Raw genomic sequence first — 18441 nt, forward strand, 5'->3', positions numbered from 1 at the left:
AAACGACGTAGTATACCCTATGCGAGGAGAGCAGGGACTGCGTAACAGCCACAGGAGGTCAGTGCCTTAACAGGGTGTCCAACTCATCCACTGCGACACACCAATCCGAATCATCCAAGATAGCATTCTCCAGGAACTCTCGTTGCCCATCACTCCAGAAGGAGGCGGAGGAAAGCTTCTCATGACGGTGCAAATAGTGCGTGACCAGAAATTCATGGATCTGTGCATCTTCAGACGCCAGCCCCAACTGGGAAAACAGGTCCTTCAGTGTGTGATGTCCAGTAGTTTCCATAACGATTACCGCTATCTATTCTGGCAGCCATATTTTCATGGCGACTACTCCAATTATAGTTGGGCAGCCCCTGATTCATTCCGCATTATTCCTGCGGGGCTTTCAGAGGCATCACAGGCTTTCATCAATAGAATTCAGACTCTGCCCTTTTAGGGCGCCGGGTTGGGATTCCCCTGGTGTATAGCTTCGATAGCCGCTAATTGCTCACCATCCAGGGTGATTTCAACGCTGGAAATATTGGAGCGCAATTGCTCGATAGTTGTGGCGCCAATGATATTTGAAGTGACAAATGGCTGCTGATTCACGAATGCCAGTGCCATCTGCGCAGGGTCCAGACCAAACTCCCGGGCCAAATCCACATAGGCCTGGGTCGCAGCCTGGGTTCGCTCTCCAGCGTAGCGCTGAAAGCGATCATAGCGGGTAAGTCGCGCACCCTCAGGCTTCCTTCCCCCCAGATACTTACCCGAAAGAACCCCAAATGCGAGGGGGGAGTACGCCAATAGGCCACATCTCTCGCGAATAGCAATTTCAGCGCAGCCAACTTCAAAAGCCCTGTTTAAAAGACTGTAGGGGTTTTGAATCGATACAATCCTTGGCTTCCCGTAGGCAATCGACTGCTGCAGGTACTCAAACATACCCCAGGGGGTCTCATTGGAAACACCGATATGACGAACCTTGCCCTGCTCAACCAACTCCTCGAGTGCGCCCAATGTTTCAGCTATAGACACACCATCGTCGCTGCCGTGGGTATAGTCCAGGCGCCCGAAGAAATTAGTTTGCCTTTCAGGCCAGTGGACCTGGTAGAGGTCAATGTAGTCAGTGCGCAAACGTTTTAAGGAATCGTCACAAGCCTGCAAAATCTGCTCTCGGTTCAGGCGGGGACCCGAGCGAATATGGCCAACACCTGAATTGGCGGCACTGCGGCCCGCCACTTTAGTTGCGACAACAACCTGGTGCCTGCCTCCTCGCGCAGCCAACCAGTTGCCGATATATTCCTCGGTTCGGCCCTGGGTTTCTGGCCGTGGCGGTACGGGATACATTTCCGCGCAATCAATGAAGTTAACCCCTTGAGATATTGCATAGTCGAGTTGCTCAGCGGATTCAGCTTCATTATTTTGTTCACCATAAGTCATGGTGCCCAGGCAAATCTGGCTTACCTTAAGGTTGGTGGTGCCGAGTTGGCGATACTCCATTGAAAAACCCCCATAAACCGAAAAACCGGATTATGCAGCTTTGCTAGGAAGAGTTGTAGGAGTGCGTTACGGAAGGGGAAACGGGACTCCCAAATGGAGTCCCGCATAAAATCAATCGAATTTGGTATCTACCATGGGTGAGGTATCTGCATCGTAATCAATACCATCAACACCAAATCCAAACAGCTTGAGGAAGTCCGCCTGATAGCCCTTGAAGTCAGTCAAGTCAAACAGGTTCTCAGCAGTTACCTCTGGCCAGAGCTTTTCGATCTTCGCCTGAGTCTCAGGGCGCAGCTCTTTCTCGTCCATACGTAAACGGTTCACATCATCGAGACGTGGAGTATCGGTATAGAGCCCCTCAGTGTAGAGGCGGTATAGCTGTTCGATACAGCCCTCATGAGTCCCCTCTTCTTTCATGATTTTGTACGCAAGAGAGATATAGAGTGGCATCACCGGAATAGCAGAGCTGGATTGGGTAACCAGCGCCTTCAAAACGGCAACGTTAGCCGCAGCCTTACCGTTATCGGTGATCGCTTTTGCCGCGCGATCAAGATCTTCTTTAGCTTTACCGATAGTCGCGTGACCATAAATCGGCCAGGTCAACTTTTCACCGATATAGGTATAAGCCACAGTTTTGCAGTTATCAGCCAATACCCCGGCATCACCGAGGGCCTGCATCCACAGTTCCCAGTCTTCACCACCCATAACCTTGACGGTATTTGCGATCTCTTCGTCGCTCGCCGGCTCCAAAGTAATATCGGAGATCTCCAGCTTGTCAGTGTTCAGATTCTTGGCAGTGTAAGATTTGTTAATGGGCTTGAGTACAGAGCTATACAGCTCACCGCTTTTCGGATCTGTGCGACGCGGGGATGCCAAGCTGTAAACCACGAGATCAACCTGACCGAGGTCTTCTTTGATCATCTCTACAGTCTGGGCTTTCACCTCATCAGAAAAAGCATCGCCATTGATACTCTTCGCGTAAAGCCCCGCTTTGTGGGCCTCCTGCTCAAAAGCTGCGGAATTGTAATAACCCGCCGAAGCCGTGCGCTTTTCAGTAGGCGGCTTCTCGAAGAACACACCAAGGGTGCTTGCGCCGCAACCAAAAGCAGCTGTAATTCGTGATGCCAGGCCGTAGCCTGTGGAGGCACCTATCACCAGTACCTTTTTGGGCCCATTTTCGACCGCTGGCTGGGACTGAATATACTCAATCTGCTCGCGTACGTTAGCAGCGCAGCCCTGCGGGTGGGCATTGGTACAAATAAAACCGCGTACTTTCGGCTGGATGATCATCCTTACAGTCTCTCCCTTCGTCTTTTGGGAATCGTTGTTACCTGATTACAGATACGCTGGTGGCGCTCCGGAGAACTATCAACCCAAGGTCGTGAGTGCGACGCCTGGGTCAGGTTCGTGGGCCATTCTAATCTTTGTCGCCGAGGAGTCCCATAGCGGTATTTCCCACAATCGATAGATGACGTCCAAAATATCTACTATCCCGGCCAAAGCGCCATATCCTGTTTAAAACCCAAACAGGAAATCGATATTTCCTGGCTTTCCTGCACATAAAAGGAGCTACAGTGATTAATGTCGCGCCAAGCCGGTGCCACAAAAGGGCTAATTGACATATTTCCACAGGAAAATTCATCAACCGCGCGTTTTCTGGCTTGGCACGCTGTATGCAGTTTCACCAGTGAAGGAAGCTTTTCGCTGTCATACAGCAAGCCAGGGATGGCTCGAGCATTGTTAAACCTGTAGTAAGTTAGGAAGGTCAGAGTGAAATACTATTCGCGACACTGTGTGAAACCCGGAGACCTCAATCCCGCCCAGCGCCTGTTTGGCGGACAGCTACTGTCCTGGATTGATGAGGAAGCAGCAATCTTTGCCGGCTGCCAGATGGGTACCCCAATGCTGGTCACCAAACTGATGTCGGAAATTGACTTCGTCAGCTCCGCTTGCTGCGGTGATGTGGTGGAGTTTGGATTCGAGGTGGTTGGTATCGGCCAAACCTCGCTCACAGTCCACTGCGAGGTTCGCAACAAACAGTCACAACAGCTGATTGTGCAAGTGGACCAAATTGTTTTTGTCGCGCTGGACGCAAATGGCAAGCCCACCCCTCACGCGAAGGCCGGCATGTCTCTGGAACAGGCCCGAATTGTTACTCAACAAGAGCGGGAGGTTCGCGAACGCAGAATTGCCAGCTGACTCTACCCCAGAGCAATAACGCTCTAGAGCAGTGAAACGGTGGCGGTATACTGACGCTTTGCACTAACCGCCATCGACTATGTTTGAACTGCGATTTCACACCCCCAAACCCTGGGCTCAAGTGGTGCTCGCCGACTTTGATCGATTTCTGCAGGACCATGCTGCCGCAGAGAAAAAGGCCTCCGGCATGGCGGTATCCATGTTCTCCCACTATCCCGACAAGCCCGTTTTAGTGGAAGCCATGATCAACCTGGCACTGGAAGAAATGAACCACTTCCGCCAGGTTATTAAGATTATGCATGATCGAGGGATCTACCAGGCACCGGATGAGAAAGATCCGTATATCAACGCCCTGCGCCAACTGATTCGCCGGGGGCCAGATGAATACTTGATGGACCGCCTGCTCACCGCAGCGATCATCGAAGCGCGGGGGTGCGAGCGCTTTGGATTGGTGGCTGAGGCACTGCCAACTGGCCCCCTGAAGACCTTCTACCAGGTCATCACCGATAGTGAAGCTCGCCACCACGAACTATTTGTCGAACTTGCCCTGGAGTACTTTCCCCGCGAAAAAGTGGAAGCGAGGCTATCTGAATTACTCGACGAGGAAGCCGCGATTACTGCCGCACTCCCAAATCGCGCGGCATTGCATTAGCGGACCGTAATTCAACGCAATTCCTATTCCCCTCCAATGGTGTATCCTGGCGCCAATCTCTAGCCCGACGTAGAGGCGCCAAACATATGCAGACTTTTCTTCGCCAACACTGGCTCCACCTGTTCTTGTTGACCACATTTGCCATTACCTGGGCCTGGTCTGCCTGGAACCCCCTGCACCCCGATGACTGGTTGCTTGAGAACTATCTGGTATTTGCCGCTCTACCGATCATTTTGATCAGTGCACGGAGTTTTCCCTTATCGAATATCTCCTATACATTGATCACCATCTTCATGTGCCTTCATGTGATCGGCTCTCACTACACCTATGCCGAAACGCCTTTTGGCTACACCTTGCAGGAATGGCTGGGCTCCGATCGCAATATGTACGACCGCCTGGTGCATTTCAGCTTTGGCCTTCTCCTGGCCTATCCGGTGCGAGAGGTTCTTGTGCGCCTGGCTCAGCTGCGTGGATTCTGGGCCTATTTCTTCCCGGTAGACGTGACTTTTGCGCTCTCATCAATCTACGAAATCATCGAGTGGCAAGCGGCAAAAGCTGTCTCTCCAGAATTGGGCGCAGCCTTCCTCGGATCTCAGGGAGATATTTGGGATGCGCAGAAAGACATGCTGCTGGCGGGGCTCGGCTCTATCACCACCATGCTGGTGGTACTCGCCCTGAACCTGTGGTTGAACTCCAACGCCTGGAGTGAGATTCGCAACAGTCTTAAGGCCCCCCCGGGTGACAGCGCCCTGGGAGAAACCCGCTTGCGCCACTGGTGGAGTAATCGACGCGGCTAGAGTCCAGCCCTATTTGGACAATGCATGATTTAGCGGTAAACGGGTTGTCTGCTTCATCGTCTCCATTACAAAACTGGAGCTGACATCAAACAGGTCGGCCTTGATCAGTTCCTTATAGAGACGATCGTAGCCAGGCATATCGGTGACTACCGCTTTGATCAGATAGTCCAAATCTCCACTCATACGATGGACCTCAAGAATTTCAGCCACCCCCTGTATCAATTCGCTAAAACGGGCGGCCCACTGATCATTGTGCTGGTTGGTACGAATTGAAATATAGACCGTCAGCGGCAAGTTCAGTTTTTGCTGATCAAGGAGGGTAACCCTGTCGCAAATCACCCCCTCATTCTCAAGACGGTGAATGCGGCGCCAGCACGCCGACTTGGACATCCCAACCCGCTCGGCAATGTCCCCCACTGACAGGGTCGCATCAGCCTGCAACAGCTCTAGTATTGCCCTATCCAATTTGCTTAATCCTTCAGTCATCACTCAGTCCCCGCCTCACCCAATCACACAAAATGACGCCTTATGGCACATTTTTACGATTTAAATCTTATTATCGGCACATTCATTCATAAATTACACAATAAAAGATACAAGTAGAGACATTGTTTCAAGCATTCGGGACTAAAGTGAGCCCCACAAAACAGGGGAAAGGAAATCATGACAGACCTGATAAAGCACATCCGCGACTCGGTAATCGGCGAATTGCAAGCAATCGTAACGCCGTTTGGAAAACGTCCTCTGGTGTACGCCGATTACACAGCTTCCGGTCGTGCGCTGACATTTATCGAAGAGACTATCCGCCAGCAGGTACTGCCCTTCTATGCCAATACCCACAGCGAGAGTTCTTATACAGGTGCCCATACCACCGCGCTGCGGGAGCAGGCCCGTGAAGAAATTCGTCAGGCAGTCAACGCCAGCGATAACCATAAAGTGATTTTTTGTGGTTCTGGTGCAACAGCCGCGATCAACAAATTGATCGATATTCTCAACTTGCGCCTGCCCGCAGACCTGGATAGGCAACACCAGCTCTTAAGTAGAATTCCCGAACATGATCGCCCGGTTATTTTTATCGGCCCATACGAGCACCACTCCAATGAACTCCCCTGGCGAGAGAGCATTGCCGATTTAATCACTATTCCACTGGATCAAAGTGGCAAACTTGACCTTGAAGTACTGGAATCAGAACTGCGTGCCCATGCCCATAGACCATTTAAAATCGGCAGTTTTTCTGCGGCCTCTAACGTAACCGGAATCAAAACAGATGTAGAGGCAGTGACTGCACTCCTTAAAAAACACGGAGCTTTATCATTTTGGGACTACGCCGCCGCAGCACCCTATGTGCAAATTAATATGCAAGGGCCAGCAACGCCGGATAGCCACTACCAAAAGGATGCCGTGTTTATCTCCCCGCACAAATTCATCGGAGGACCTGGCACCCCAGGTATTCTGGTTGTACACGAAGATCTGCTGAAAAATTCAGTACCTGCCACACCTGGAGGCGGTACCGTCCTTTATGTCACGCCGGAAGATCACCGCTATCTGGAAGACGCCGAGCGCAGTGAAGAGGGCGGCACTCCAGCTATTATCGAGTCGATCAGGGCCGGTATGGTTTTCAAACTTCAACAGACGGTGGGCGCAAAAGAGATTGGTCGACGCGAAACCCAATTTTTACAGCGGGCACTGCAACGCTGGTCGGAGGAGGAGGCCATTGAGATACTCGGCAATACTGACTCCGCACGACTATCCATCATCTCCCTGCGAATTAAATGGAACAATAAGGACCTTCACTACGGTTTTGTGGTGGCATTGCTCAATGACCTGTTTGGTATTCAGGTTCGCGGAGGCTGCTCCTGTGCCGGTCCCTATGGACACGCTTTATTGGGCATCGATATGGCCCACAGTAAATCCCTGGAAGAACAAATCCTGCAAGGTCAGAAGGTACTGAGACCCGGTTGGATAAGACTCAACTTTAACTATTTTATCAGCGAGGAGGTCTTCGAATACTTATTGGAGGCAGTGGCCCTGGTCGCCAACTACGGCTGGAGATTGTTGCCGTTTTACCGTTTTGACCCACTCACCGGCGTATGGAGATATCAGGATAAGAAAATGAGGACATCGCTTGATATTTCTCAGCTGACATTTACTGATAAAGACACGCAACAAGGGCAGGAAAACCGTTGCAACTTAGATCCTAAGAGCTATTTAATGATGGGAGAAAAAGAGCTTCGCAAAGTTGGTCGCGAAGCCCATTTCTACGATTTAAGACTACCCGATGAGGCAGAACCCCTACGCTGGTTTGCCAGCCCCCGGGAAGCGGCACTGGCACTTTAAGTGGGAAGCGAAGGGGCTTCTACCGCAACAGCAACAGAGGCTGGCGGGCTTTCAACAACATTTTAACGGTGATGCTTCCCATCAGAAGGTCGTGCAGGCGGTTGTGACTGAAAGCTCCCATCACGGTTAGGTCAATCTGGTGCTCAGTTTGGTAGGCCACCAAAGCTTCAACGGTATTGCCAGTGAGATTACTGGCAGTGCAAGTGAGTCCTGCAGAATCCAGTTTGGCCGAGGCTTCAGCCAACAAATTCTCCGCAGTTTCAGCGGGCCCTACATAGACAAGGTGACAGGAGAGTTCGCGAAATAATGGGCTCTCTGCAACCATCGCCAATGCCTTGCACGAGGCCTCACTGCCATCGTAGGCAAGCATCACCCTGCTGGGCTCTGTGAAGTCCCGATTGACCACCAGAATCGGCTTGTGCAGTGAGCGCACTACTGTCTCCAGGTGAGCGCCAAGTCCACGCTCAGAATCCCCGTGCTCTTCACCGCGAATTCCTAACACCAGCGCGCGAATGGAGTCTTCCATTTCCACCACTGATTCTGTCAGGCTGTCGTGACGCTGGCAGGCTTTGATATTTTGCACACCGGCATCTTCGGCGCGGCTGCGGGCGGCCTGTAGCATCAGCTTGCCCTGCTGCACCATTAACTGCGCCCGCTGCTGCTCCAGCGCAGTTAACTCTTCCAGCAACTCCTCCTGACTTCCCAGGCCAATACTGCCGGTAAAATCGGTTACCGCAGGGACACTGCTTCTTTCGATGTTGTGCAACAGCTTCAGCGGTGCTTGCAGGCTCCTGGCCAGCCAGGCCGAGTAATCACACACCGCTCCAGTGTAATGAGAGCCATCGATACAAGAGAGTATCAATGGCGCCTTGCCGCCATTACCTGTGTTCTCATTGTTATTTTCGCTGTTGCTTACGGCCATCAATGTCCTCCAAGAACCCGCTCAATTTCCTCGGGCTTATCGTGTACGCCAAAACGGTCGACGATCGTTTCACTGGCCTCATTCAGTCCTACCAGTTCAACTTGTGCTCCCTCGCGGCGGAACTTAAGCACCACCTTATCCAGCGCATTAACCCCGGAAACATCCCAGAAATGCGCACGGTTGAGGTCGATCACCACCGTATCCACCACCTCTTTGAAATCAAATGAAGCGGTAAACTTATCGGCTGAATTGAAAAATACCTGCCCAATGACCTTGTAAGTGCGGCGACTCTGCTTTTCATCCAGAGAGCTGCTCACATACATAAAGTGACTGACTTTGTTGGCAAAGAACAGCGATGCCAACAGCACACCGACAAATACACCATAGGCCAGGTTGTGAGTCCACACTACCACAACCACAGTGGCCAGCATGACCAAATTTGTAGAGAGTGGGTAGTGCTTCAGGTTGCGGATGGAGCCCCAGTCAAAGGTGCCGATAGAGACCATAATCATGACTGCCACCAGCGCCGCCATGGGGATCACAGCAACCCAGTCACTGATAAACACTACCAGTGTCAGCAGACCGATACCGGCCACCAGAGTGGAAAGACGGCCGCGGCCACCGGATTTCACATTAATAACAGACTGGCCGATCATCGCACAGCCAGCCATACCACCCAGGGTACCCGCAGCAATATTGGCAATACCCTGACCTTTACACTCGCGGTTCTTGTCACTGGTAGTATCCGTCAGGTCGTCGACAATCGTCGCGGTCATCAGGGATTCCAGCAAGCCCACAACGGCCAGACCTGCGGAGTAGGGAAAGATAATCTGTAAGGTTTCAAAGTTAAGCGGAACTTCTGGCCAGAGGAAAACAGGCAAAGTATCCGGCAGCTCACCCATATCGCCGACAGTGCGAATATCCAATCCCATAGTCACCGCCACTGCGGTGAGGAGCAGAATACACACCAGCGGTGATGGCACAGCCTTGCCAATCACGGGGATATAAGGGAACAGGTAAATAATCCCCAGACCCGCCGCAGTCATTGCATAGACTTCCCAGGTGCCGCCGATCAATTCCGGCATTTGCGCCAGGAATATCAATATTGCCAGGGCATTGACGAACCCTGTCACCACAGCCCGGGAGACAAAACTCATTAAGCTCCCCAGCTTCAGGTAACCCGCAATAATTTGCAGTACCCCCGTCAATAAGGTTGCCGCAAGCAAATATTGCAGCCCGTGTTCCTTCACCAGGGTCACCATCAGCAGAGCCATGGCCCCGGTGGCAGCGGAGATCATTCCCGGGCGACCGCCAACAAATGCAATCACAACAGCAATACAGAAAGAGGCGTAGAGCCCGACCCTGGGGTCAACGCCCGCGATAATCGAGAAAGCGATGGCTTCGGGTATCAAAGCCAAGGCCACTACCAGGCCGGCGAGAACATCCCGACGTATGTTGCCGAACCAGTCGGCTTTGGTCGATGAGAGCAGCGAAGGAAACATAGGAGACAGCTAATTAAATTGAGATTGATCAAAAAAAGGCCGCGCACTCTAACATAAACGGCAGTAACCCCGCATGGCGCAGCCTCCCTCTCCCCACTTTTCCCCTGATAAATATCAGAACTGTCCACAGCTGTCCGACCGCGGACAAGGCGGACACCGGACACTTTTTGCGGACACCATTAAGAAAACAAAAAAACACAAAAACCTAAAAAAGTCTTTTTATATCAACAGGTTAAATAAAATTTAACTGTTGGCATGCTTATTGCGATACCCCTCCTAACAAGCAGATTCTTAGCTCTGAATCCAAATTTCCAAAAGCCTGCATCCAAATAGCAATGACAGGCAAAACAGCAAGAGAAACGGAAAGCCGCAATGATTAGAGATACTTCCGGACAAGATACCAAGATAGAAGCCGTGCCGGTTTGGAAGAACAAAAAGGTCGTCAAAGCCTCGGTATTTGCCGGTTTGACAGTGGCATTCCTGACCTGGGGTATTAGCTCCTGGCACAGCAATAGCTCTGTCGACAGCACCCTCTCCCTGTCTCAAGTCAATATCGCCCAGGTCCGGCGAGGAGACCTGGTGCGGGATCTGGTGGTTCAGGGCCAAGTGGTCGCCGCAAACAGCCCCACGCTTTTCAGCCCTGCCCAGGGCATTGTGAAGTTTGCAGTGAAAGCTGGGGATACCGTTGACGAAGGGCAGTTGTTGGCCACCGTCGACAGCCCGGAACTATCCAATCAGCTGGCCCAGGAAAACGCCCAACTCAACCAGCTGACGGTGAACCTGCAGCGCCAAAAAATCCAGGCCAAACGCCAGCATATGGAAAACCAGCAAAAGGCCGACCTGGCCAAAGTCAACCTCACCGCAGCCAAACGAGAATTGAGGCGAGCAGAGTTGTCGATGGAAAAGCAAATTATCTCGCGGCTGGATTTTGAAAAAACCAAGGACGATATGGCCCGCGCCCAGCTGGAGTACGAACAAGCCGTACAAAATGCGGGACTGGAAAAAGAATCACTGACCTTCGAAACCCAGAACCTGGAACTCCAGGTCTCACAACAACGCCTTCAGGTAGAAGAAACTGAGCGCCGTGTACGCGAGCTGAACATTATCTCACCGGTCAACGGCACCGTCGGTAGCTTAGCTGTGGCGCAGCGCAGCGCCGTGGGTGCCAATGCGCCACTTATTACAGTTGTCGATCTCACCAGTTTTGAACTCGAGGCCAAGGTGCCGGAAAACTATGCCGACGACCTGGGCATCAGCATGGCCGTGGTAATCAAACTCGGTGGAAAAGAATTACCAGGGGAAATTACTGCAATCTCCCCCGAGGTTATAAACGGCCAGGTGGTCGCACGGGTTCGTTTCACTGAGGGTCAGCCGAAAAAGCTTCGACAAAATCTCCGCCTCACCGCCCGCATACTGCTGGAAAACCGCAATAACGTACTGTTGGTCAAACGCGGTGGCTTCCTCGATCAAAGCGGTGGCAACCATGCCTTTCGTTTGAACAGCGAACAACAGGCAGAGCGAGTTGCCATCCAGATAGGCGCCTTTGGCTTAAAACAGGTAGAGATTATCTCAGGTCTACAAGAGGGAGACAGAATCATTATCTCCTCTTCCGAGGAACTCGAAAATGCCCAGCTAATTGCGCTGACAGATTAACCCCGAATTCAAATTGGAGCTCAGTAAAGCTCCTTAGTAAATCAATCAATAATTTAAAGTTTAAGAAAAAGGGAATATCGCAATGTTAAAAATGAACAATATCCGTAAAAGTTTCCGTACCGATACTATCGAGACACATGCGCTGCGCGATTTCAGCCTTGAAGTTAAAGAGGGTGAGTTTGTTTCTGTGACCGGCCCCAGTGGCTCCGGTAAAACCACCTTTCTTAATATTGCCGGCCTACTGGAAACGCCCACCAGTGGAGAGTACCTGCTCGACGGTGAGAATGTTAGTAATCTCAATGACCGCCAGCGCTCACATCTGCGCAACGAAAAAATAGGCTTTATTTTCCAGGGGTTTAATCTGATTCCCGACCTAACTTTATTCGACAATATCGACGTTCCCCTGCGCTATCGTGGTTTCAATGCAAAAGAACGTCGCAAGCGTATTGAAAAAGTGCTCGAGCAGGTAGGCCTTTCTGCACGCGCTAAACACCTGCCGGCACAGCTCTCCGGTGGACAGCAGCAACGTATCGCTATCGCCCGCGCTTTAGCTGGCGAACCCCGTTTTCTACTTGCGGACGAGCCCACCGGTAACCTCGACTCCTTAATGGCCCGCCAGGTAATGGAGCTACTGGAGTTTATTAACGAGTGGGGAACCACCATCGTGATGGTTACCCACGATCCAGAACTCGCTCGCCGTGCCCATCGCAATATCCAGATCGTGGATGGGCAGGTGTGTGATTTACGTGCGGTCCCCGAACAGCCTGCTGCCGTTACTGCTTAAGGAGTCTGCACCATGTTTGGATACTATATTTCCCTCGCCCTACGAAGTTTGCGCGGAACCCCGATTTTAAGCAGCTTAATGGTTGCCGCTATTGCAGTCGGTGTCGGTGCCTCTATGACAGTACTGACCCTGAACTACACCATGTCCCAGAATGCTTTAAAGCACAAAGACGACGTTCTCTTTGCCGTACAGCTAGACAGTTGGGATGTTAATAAAGCTTACAAAAGTAAAAATGAAATACCCTGGCAGCTGACCTATCGGGACGCCGAAGCGTTATTGCGCTCAGATATTCCCACCCGCCAAGTTGCCATGCATCGCTACGGTTTTACCGTTGAAATTGATAACTCTGCTATTAGACCTTTTGAATCACATACCCGGGTAACTACCCGAGACTTTTTCGCTTTGTTCGATGTGCCCTTTATTTATGGCGGCACCTGGGAGGAGTCTGCTGATAGCTCTCCTACTCAAGTAGTTGTGCTTTCCAAGCCGACAAATGACAAGCTTTTCTCTGGTCAAAATAGCGTTGGAAAGACAATAAAACTCAACGACGAACCCTATACGGTAGTGGGCGTTATCGACACTTGGGAGCCCTCACCAAAGGTATATGATGTCAACAACAGCCCATTTGATACAGTAGAAGAGTTATTCATACCCTTTGGCTTACACCGCAAATTGGAAATTCACAGCTGGGGCAACACCAATGGCTGGGACAATGCCGATCCGCAGGGATATGAAGAGTTTCTACAGAGTGAATATCTCTGGGTTCAATACTGGGTTGAACTTACAACTAGCGAACAAAAAGCACAGTACGAAAATTTTCTTCGCGCTTATATTCAGCAAGAGAAAGCTCAAGGACGTTTCGAGCGACCACTAAAGTTTGCCTTGAGTAAGCCATCTGAGTGGTTGGTTCTCAATGAGGTACTCAGCGATGACAACCGCATTCTTGGGTGGGTTTCTTTGGCGTTTCTCTTGGTATGTATTATCAATGCCGTTGCATTATTGTTGGCAAAATTTCTACGCAAGGCACCAGAAGCTGGTGTACGTCGCGCCTTGGGAGCAAGTAGAAGTGCGATTTTCACCCAGCACTTAATTGAAAGCGCAACCATAGGAATCATCGGCGGAGTAGCAGGTATTTTTCTCGCCATACTCGGCCTTAGCGGCATTCGCTACCTGGCCATGGGCCAAATCGACACACTCCCAACTATGGATTGGGTCATGATGGTTGCGGCTATTGGCCTGGCTATTGTCGCAAGCCTATTGGCAGGTTTCTATCCAGCATTGAAGATCAGTCAAACCAACCCTTCTATCTACCTGAAAACCCAGTAAGGCCTGACCATGCTTGAATTAAAACCGATGCTGTCCGCCCTCTGGCGCAACAAAGTTTCTGCACTGCTGATTGCCCTTCAGCTTGGCTTAACCCTGGCAATAATCAGCAACACAGCAATAATAATCCAAGATAGAGTAGAAAAGATAAACCGGCCCACAGGAATCGATGTAGACAACATTATTACTATTGGGTTCATGGCAATACCAAAAGACTACGACACAATTGGGGCGGTACGAGCCGATTTGGGGATTCTCCGTCAACTTCCAAATGTTGTCGATGCTTCGATCACTCAACAAATCCCTCTATCGCAATCAGGATCGTCTTCGGTATATCACAATAAAGCCAACCAGGAAATCGGCGGAGAAGGAGCCAACTATTATCAAGTTGATCCACACTTTATCAACACCCTCAATTTAAAGTTAGTTGCAGGTCGTAACTTTACCGAGGCCGATATGCAGGCCAGCAACTCTCACGAGGCTACAAAAAAACCTGTTGTCATTATCACCCAGCAACTTGCTGACAAGTTCTACCCCAATCAGGATCCTATAGGGCGGCCAATTTTCTCCGGTGGTAGCTCTGAACCGATGGAAATAGTCGGAGTTGTAGAGCGGCATCTGGGAGCCTGGGTTGGATGGTCCAAAGCTGGCAATGTGATGTTTTACCCAGAAATAAAAAATAGGCGTTATGCAAAATATATAGTGCGCACTGAACCGGGCAAACGCGATGAGGTAATGAAGGTGTTAGCTGACAAGCTTTCTGAACGGGACCCTCAGCGAGTAATCTCTGTCGAACCACTCTCCAAGTATGTCAAGCGCAGCTATGCTATCGACAATATGATGGTTAAAGTACTTTCTATTGTTGCAGCCATGTTGAGCTTTATTGTAGCTCTTGGCATTGTAGGTCTAACCATTTTCTGGATTAATCAAAGGGCCAAGCAGATTGGTGTTAGACGTGCATTAGGCGCTACCCGTACCAATATCAGCCGGTATTTCCTTATAGAGAATGGAATGATAGCGAGCCTGGGTATCGCAGTGGGAAGTGCAGCGGCACTGATTGCCAATCAATATATGGTTCGCGATTACTCACAGCCTACTTTAACAATTGTACCTCTAGTTATTTGTGCACTACTGGTTCTCTTAGTCAGCCTTGTAGCTGCACTTGCCCCAGCACTACGAGCAGCCAATATATCGCCGGCGACAGCCACCCGAAGTATTTAAACAACAACCTTTAGGGGGTGAGCTAATTGCTCACTCCCAAGATAAGGTAAAAATTTTCCTCATTCATTTTCATGGTTTATCTGCCACATTCGGTCGACATACCCCCCAGTAAAAAAACAATAGGGACATTGATCTTGCTTAAAAAAATATCTTCTTTATTTTTTGTGGGGCTAACCTTCATTAGCCCAAACTTACAAGCTGAAAAACATCCGGTTATTGCTGGCCCACTAGTAACTGAAGAACTAGTACAACAAATTACAAAAGCTGACCAACACTTATTTGATGCGTTATTCAATAATTGTGATCTAAGAGAAGCACAAAATCTGGTTACCGATGACTTTGAAATGTACCATGACAAGTGGGGTCAAACAGCAAAGTCTGGAGAAGAGTTTGTCAAGGCCATTACCAATATGTGTGAACAGCGTGAAAATGGAAGTGGTATTCGTGCACGTCGTGAATTGGTAATCGAGAGCACTAAAATCTACCCAGTCAACCATTATGGCGCTATTCAATCTGGCACCCATCGATTTTACGGCATCAATGACGACAAATCTGAAGTCTTACGGGAAATTTCTCAGTTCACTCATCTCTGGAAACGGGTAGATGGAAAGTGGCAGCTAGCAAGGGTGCTCAGCTTCGACCACAAACCTGCCGAGCAACATATCGGCCACTAGCCCTTCCAGATCTATTTGTGGCAGAGAAAACCTGCCACAAGCATTCCCCCTCGCCACCAACACATTGCATAATAGGCGCCTTAATAGCGTGTCTTAGAAACTATGGACAAAGTACTTATTATTGATGACAACAGCAGTATCGTTTCCGCCCTGGAGATCCTGTTGTCCCTGCATGACTTGCAGCCACTTTGTGCGATTACTCCTCAAGCCGGACTACAACTGCTACGAGAGAACAGCGATGTTAGCCTGGTTATCCAGGATATGAATTTCACCGCTGATACAACCTCTGGACAAGAGGGAAAAGAACTCTTCTTTGCGATTCGGGAAATAAATCCGGACCTTCCGATTATCCTGCTGACCGCTTGGACTCAACTAGAAATGGCCGTCGAGTTAGTCAGAGCTGGTGCTGCTGATTACCTGGGTAAGCCCTGGGATGATAATAAACTAATATCCACAATAAACAATTTATTGGAACTGGGAGAATTACAAAAGCGCCAGCAGGCATCCCAGCAACAAGCTTTGAATGCTCGCAGCCAATTACGGGAGGACTTTTTACTACAAGGCATAATTTACCGCAGCGATAAAATGCAAAAGCTGTTGGAGATGGCCACTCAAGTAGCGAAATCTGAAGTTCCCATCCTGATCACAGGGCCAAATGGGGCCGGCAAAGAGAAGATTGCTGAGATTGTCCAGGCGAACTCTTCATCTAGAGAAGGGCCTTTTATTAAAGTTAATGTGGGTGCACTGCCGGAAGATCTGATGGAAGCAGAGCTGTTCGGAGCCGAACCCGGAGCCTATACCGGCGCCGGCAATCGGGCACGCGAGGGCAGGTTTGAAGCCGCCAATGGCGGCACCCTGTTTCTCGATGAGATTGGCGAACTGTCACCCAGTGGCCAGGTGAAACTACTGCGCGTACTACAAACCGGGGAATTCCAGCGTTTAGGCAGCAGCCAAACCCGCAAAACCAAAGTTCGGGTAATCAGTGCTACCAATAGGGATCTCCACAAGGCTATCGAGGAAGGCAAGTTTCGCCAGGATTTATTTTATCGACTCAATGTTATAGAACTGCGCCTCCCGCCACTGCATGAACGCCCTGAGGACATCCCTCCTCTCGCGATGAGCTTCCTCGCGGAAAGTGGCAACTCAAAAAAGCTATCTCCTCAAGCGTTAAGCGCCCTTACTCGCTATCATTGGCCCGGCAATGTGCGGGAACTGCAAAATGTTATGCAGCGAGCGGCCGTCCTAAGTCAGGAGGATACTATCGATGAAGCCGTCCTGGCACTTCCTGAGCAAATGCCAACCGATAAAGTGGAAGTGAGTTTTGAGCCCAGCCGTGAGTTGCTACAAGAGACACTATCCAACTGCAATGGCATTATTGCCCAGGCTGCGCGAGAACTCGGTATGAGCCGCCAAGCACTATACCGCCGCCTGGAAAAACACGGTATACCCTATTGATGTCGAAATATTTTTCACTTGAAGGCCGCCTTATTGCCACGGCGGCCCTGCCTATAATTACTGGTATTACTATTTTCTGGCTCGGCACTCGAGCAGGCTTTGCCCCACCACTCGCATGGGCAACGTCAGTTTTGGTTTCATTGCCACTATTAATTGTACTGGTTCGCCTTATAATTGCTCCCCTAACTAGCACCCTAAAGTCACTACAAAATGGTCTTCTAAATTTTCGCGATGGAGACTTCTCCATTTCTATTGTCTCCCCCAAGGACAATGAACTCCGCCAAATAACCCTCCTTTATAATGAGATTGGCGAACACTTGCGCAAAGAGCGCGCTCATATTTACCAGCGAGAACTCCTTTTGGATACTGTTATCCAAACGTCTCCACAAGCCCTTTTACTGGTCGATCAAAACGACCGCATCATTTATTCGAATAGCAGTGCCAAACAGCTACTGAATAGCGGCCGGCCAATACAGGGGCTTCATCTACAAAAAGTCCTACTCAAAAGCCCTCAGGAAATCGCTAGCGCTATTTATAGCTGGAAAAACGGCCTATTTAATTACACCGACATCCATGGGCCACACTCCATGCATATAGGTAACAGTACTTTCGTGCTGAACGCACAAAAACACCGCCTAATTGTACTGCGCGAAATGACGCGCGAACTGACTCGCGCAGAGGTGGAAGTATGGAAAAAGGTTATCCGTTTGATCAGCCATGAGCTAAACAATTCTCTAGCCCCAATTTCATCACTTGCGCATTCTGGAAAAATGCTGGCAACAAAACCTGGCAAAGAACGGGCTTTGGAGAAGGTTTTCGATATTATCGCAGACCGCTGTAAACACCTGACAGAGTTCACACAGGGATATGCCACTTTTGCCAAGCTGCCAGCTCCAAGCTGCGAGACCGTTGACTGGCAAGAACTGATCAACCGAATAATGCCCATTCAAGCTTTCTCTCTAAAAGGTACCCCACCCGAAGAACCGGGTTACTTTGATCCAATTCAAATAGAGCAAGCCCTACTTAACTTAATTAAAAATTCACGAGAAGCCGGCAGTGAAAGCAGTGACATAGAACTTGAAATCAGCACCGATAACTTTGGGCAAAAACTAGTACTCTCCGATCGTGGCTGTGGCATGAGTGAGAAAGTGCTCGAGCAGGCTTTGCTCCCCTTTTTCTCAACTAAAGAGCAAGGTGTCGGCCTGGGCTTAGCGCTCTGCCGAGAAATCATTGATGCACACGATGGGCACATACAACTCTTAAACCGCCCCGGTGGAGGGTTACAAATTTGCCTCTGGCTACCATGGAAAAACAATAAAAATTAAATGTGCAACAAGTTATGCTACAGAAGCCATCCAGATGGGGAAATAATTTCCAATAACATCATCGGGAAAATTTCTCAGTGATCAAATGGATGTCACACTTTAGTTTAAAATT

17 protein-coding genes are annotated in these 18441 nt (G+C 50.0%); 11 read left to right on the forward strand and 6 right to left on the reverse strand.

The features are described 5' to 3' along the window. Positions 1–58: 58 nt before the first annotated feature. The 3 genes from ACJJI6_RS12930 to fabV all read right to left on the reverse strand — a co-directional run bounded on the left by ACJJI6_RS12930 (position 59) and on the right by fabV (position 2775). The gene (locus ACJJI6_RS12930) at positions 59–292 is read right to left on the reverse strand and encodes a DUF2789 family protein (protein ID WP_413664456.1); all 234 of its coding nucleotides are present in this window, start codon (positions 290–292) and stop codon (positions 59–61) included. Between the two features lie 149 nt (positions 293–441). After that, positions 442–1485: an NADP(H)-dependent aldo-keto reductase gene (locus ACJJI6_RS12935; RefSeq protein WP_475710754.1), complete on the reverse strand. Its 1044-nt coding sequence runs from the start codon at positions 1483–1485 to the stop codon at positions 442–444. Positions 1486–1596: 111 nt separating this feature from the next. Further along, complete coding sequence (gene fabV / locus ACJJI6_RS12940) at positions 1597–2775, reverse strand: enoyl-ACP reductase FabV (protein WP_444939984.1); 1179 nt, start codon at positions 2773–2775, stop codon at positions 1597–1599. A 480-nt stretch (positions 2776–3255) separates the two neighbouring features. Here fabV and ACJJI6_RS12945 point away from each other — a divergent pair, with 480 nt between their 5' ends. The 3 genes from ACJJI6_RS12945 (at position 3256) to ACJJI6_RS12955 (ending at position 5133) form a co-directional block, all read left to right on the forward strand. Beyond that, the gene (locus tag ACJJI6_RS12945) at positions 3256–3684 is read left to right on the forward strand and encodes an acyl-CoA thioesterase (RefSeq protein WP_108731868.1); all 429 of its coding nucleotides are present in this window, start codon (positions 3256–3258) and stop codon (positions 3682–3684) included. Positions 3685–3763: 79 nt separating this feature from the next. Next, the gene (locus ACJJI6_RS12950; protein WP_475710756.1) at positions 3764–4336 is read left to right on the forward strand and encodes a tRNA-(ms[2]io[6]A)-hydroxylase; all 573 of its coding nucleotides are present in this window, start codon (positions 3764–3766) and stop codon (positions 4334–4336) included. An 86-nt stretch (positions 4337–4422) separates the two neighbouring features. After that, positions 4423–5133 carry a DUF2238 domain-containing protein gene (locus ACJJI6_RS12955; protein ID WP_475710758.1) on the forward strand — a complete coding sequence of 237 codons (711 nt, stop codon included), beginning with the start codon at positions 4423–4425 and terminating at the stop codon, positions 5131–5133. Between the two features lie 9 nt (positions 5134–5142). Here ACJJI6_RS12955 and ACJJI6_RS12960 read toward each other — a convergent pair whose 3' ends face one another. Continuing rightward, complete coding sequence (locus tag ACJJI6_RS12960) at positions 5143–5619, reverse strand: Lrp/AsnC family transcriptional regulator (protein ID WP_444914710.1); 477 nt, start codon at positions 5617–5619, stop codon at positions 5143–5145. Between the two features lie 177 nt (positions 5620–5796). Between ACJJI6_RS12960 and ACJJI6_RS12965 the strand changes: the two genes are divergently transcribed. Continuing rightward, entirely contained in the window at positions 5797–7470 is a 1674-nt protein-coding gene (locus tag ACJJI6_RS12965) for an aminotransferase class V-fold PLP-dependent enzyme (protein ID WP_475710760.1), read from the forward strand. A 19-nt stretch (positions 7471–7489) separates the two neighbouring features. Here the strand turns inward: ACJJI6_RS12965 and ACJJI6_RS12970 are convergent, their stop codons facing one another. Together ACJJI6_RS12970 and ACJJI6_RS12975 are read right to left on the reverse strand one after the other, a co-directional pair. After that, positions 7490–8392 (reverse strand): universal stress protein, encoded by a 903-nt coding sequence (locus tag ACJJI6_RS12970; protein ID WP_413664448.1) that lies wholly within the window; start codon positions 8390–8392, stop codon positions 7490–7492. After that, positions 8392–9894 carry a SulP family inorganic anion transporter gene (locus tag ACJJI6_RS12975; RefSeq protein ID WP_413664447.1) on the reverse strand — a complete coding sequence of 501 codons (1503 nt, stop codon included), beginning with the start codon at positions 9892–9894 and terminating at the stop codon, positions 8392–8394. The genes ACJJI6_RS12970 and ACJJI6_RS12975 overlap by 1 nt, the downstream gene beginning before the upstream one ends. A gap of 372 nt (positions 9895–10266) precedes the next feature. Here ACJJI6_RS12975 and ACJJI6_RS12980 point away from each other — a divergent pair, with 372 nt between their 5' ends. From ACJJI6_RS12980 to ACJJI6_RS13010, 7 genes are all read left to right on the forward strand, one after another. Then, positions 10267–11547, forward strand: a complete 1281-nt coding sequence (locus ACJJI6_RS12980) for an efflux RND transporter periplasmic adaptor subunit (RefSeq protein WP_475710762.1) — start codon at positions 10267–10269, stop codon at positions 11545–11547. 82 nt (positions 11548–11629) lie between these two features. Then, on the forward strand, positions 11630–12331 hold the full coding sequence (locus tag ACJJI6_RS12985) for an ABC transporter ATP-binding protein (protein WP_108731860.1): 702 nt from the start codon (positions 11630–11632) through the stop codon (positions 12329–12331). A 12-nt stretch (positions 12332–12343) separates the two neighbouring features. Beyond that, positions 12344–13657: an ABC transporter permease gene (locus ACJJI6_RS12990; RefSeq protein WP_475710764.1), complete on the forward strand. Its 1314-nt coding sequence runs from the start codon at positions 12344–12346 to the stop codon at positions 13655–13657. 9 nt (positions 13658–13666) lie between these two features. Continuing rightward, on the forward strand, positions 13667–14875 hold the full coding sequence (locus tag ACJJI6_RS12995) for an ABC transporter permease (RefSeq protein WP_444912150.1): 1209 nt from the start codon (positions 13667–13669) through the stop codon (positions 14873–14875). 134 nt (positions 14876–15009) lie between these two features. After that, on the forward strand, positions 15010–15549 hold the full coding sequence (locus tag ACJJI6_RS13000; RefSeq protein WP_475710766.1) for a nuclear transport factor 2 family protein: 540 nt from the start codon (positions 15010–15012) through the stop codon (positions 15547–15549). 102 nt (positions 15550–15651) lie between these two features. Beyond that, on the forward strand, positions 15652–17004 hold the full coding sequence (locus tag ACJJI6_RS13005; protein WP_475710768.1) for a sigma-54-dependent transcriptional regulator: 1353 nt from the start codon (positions 15652–15654) through the stop codon (positions 17002–17004). Continuing rightward, positions 17004–18329, forward strand: a complete 1326-nt coding sequence (locus ACJJI6_RS13010) for a sensor histidine kinase (protein WP_475710770.1) — start codon at positions 17004–17006, stop codon at positions 18327–18329. The genes ACJJI6_RS13005 and ACJJI6_RS13010 overlap by 1 nt, the downstream gene beginning before the upstream one ends. The last annotated feature ends 112 nt before the right edge of the window (positions 18330–18441 follow it).

Source organism: Microbulbifer maximicatervae (SeqCode), from assembly GCF_056232625.1.

Excerpts from the sequence above, each read along its gene's own strand:
- ACJJI6_RS12980 (WP_475710762.1), top strand. The coding sequence starts at position 10,267 with ATGATTAGAGATACTTCCGGACAAGATACCAAGATAGAAGCCGTGCCG.
- ACJJI6_RS12970 (WP_413664448.1), bottom strand. The coding sequence starts at position 8,392 with ATGGCCGTAAGCAACAGCGAAAATAACAATGAGAACACAGGTAATGGC.
- ACJJI6_RS12975 (WP_413664447.1), bottom strand. The coding sequence starts at position 9,894 with ATGTTTCCTTCGCTGCTCTCATCGACCAAAGCCGACTGGTTCGGCAAC.
- ACJJI6_RS12930 (WP_413664456.1), bottom strand. The coding sequence starts at position 292 with ATGGAAACTACTGGACATCACACACTGAAGGACCTGTTTTCCCAGTTG.
- ACJJI6_RS12995 (WP_444912150.1), top strand. The coding sequence starts at position 13,667 with ATGCTTGAATTAAAACCGATGCTGTCCGCCCTCTGGCGCAACAAAGTT.
- ACJJI6_RS12990 (WP_475710764.1), top strand. The coding sequence starts at position 12,344 with ATGTTTGGATACTATATTTCCCTCGCCCTACGAAGTTTGCGCGGAACC.
- ACJJI6_RS12960 (WP_444914710.1), bottom strand. The coding sequence starts at position 5,619 with ATGACTGAAGGATTAAGCAAATTGGATAGGGCAATACTAGAGCTGTTG.
- ACJJI6_RS13010 (WP_475710770.1), top strand. The coding sequence starts at position 17,004 with ATGTCGAAATATTTTTCACTTGAAGGCCGCCTTATTGCCACGGCGGCC.
- ACJJI6_RS12985 (WP_108731860.1), top strand. The coding sequence starts at position 11,630 with ATGTTAAAAATGAACAATATCCGTAAAAGTTTCCGTACCGATACTATC.
- ACJJI6_RS12950 (WP_475710756.1), top strand. The coding sequence starts at position 3,764 with ATGTTTGAACTGCGATTTCACACCCCCAAACCCTGGGCTCAAGTGGTG.
- ACJJI6_RS12955 (WP_475710758.1), top strand. The coding sequence starts at position 4,423 with ATGCAGACTTTTCTTCGCCAACACTGGCTCCACCTGTTCTTGTTGACC.
- ACJJI6_RS13005 (WP_475710768.1), top strand. The coding sequence starts at position 15,652 with ATGGACAAAGTACTTATTATTGATGACAACAGCAGTATCGTTTCCGCC.
- ACJJI6_RS12965 (WP_475710760.1), top strand. The coding sequence starts at position 5,797 with ATGACAGACCTGATAAAGCACATCCGCGACTCGGTAATCGGCGAATTG.
- ACJJI6_RS12935 (WP_475710754.1), bottom strand. The coding sequence starts at position 1,485 with ATGGAGTATCGCCAACTCGGCACCACCAACCTTAAGGTAAGCCAGATT.
- fabV (WP_444939984.1), bottom strand. The coding sequence starts at position 2,775 with ATGATCATCCAGCCGAAAGTACGCGGTTTTATTTGTACCAATGCCCAC.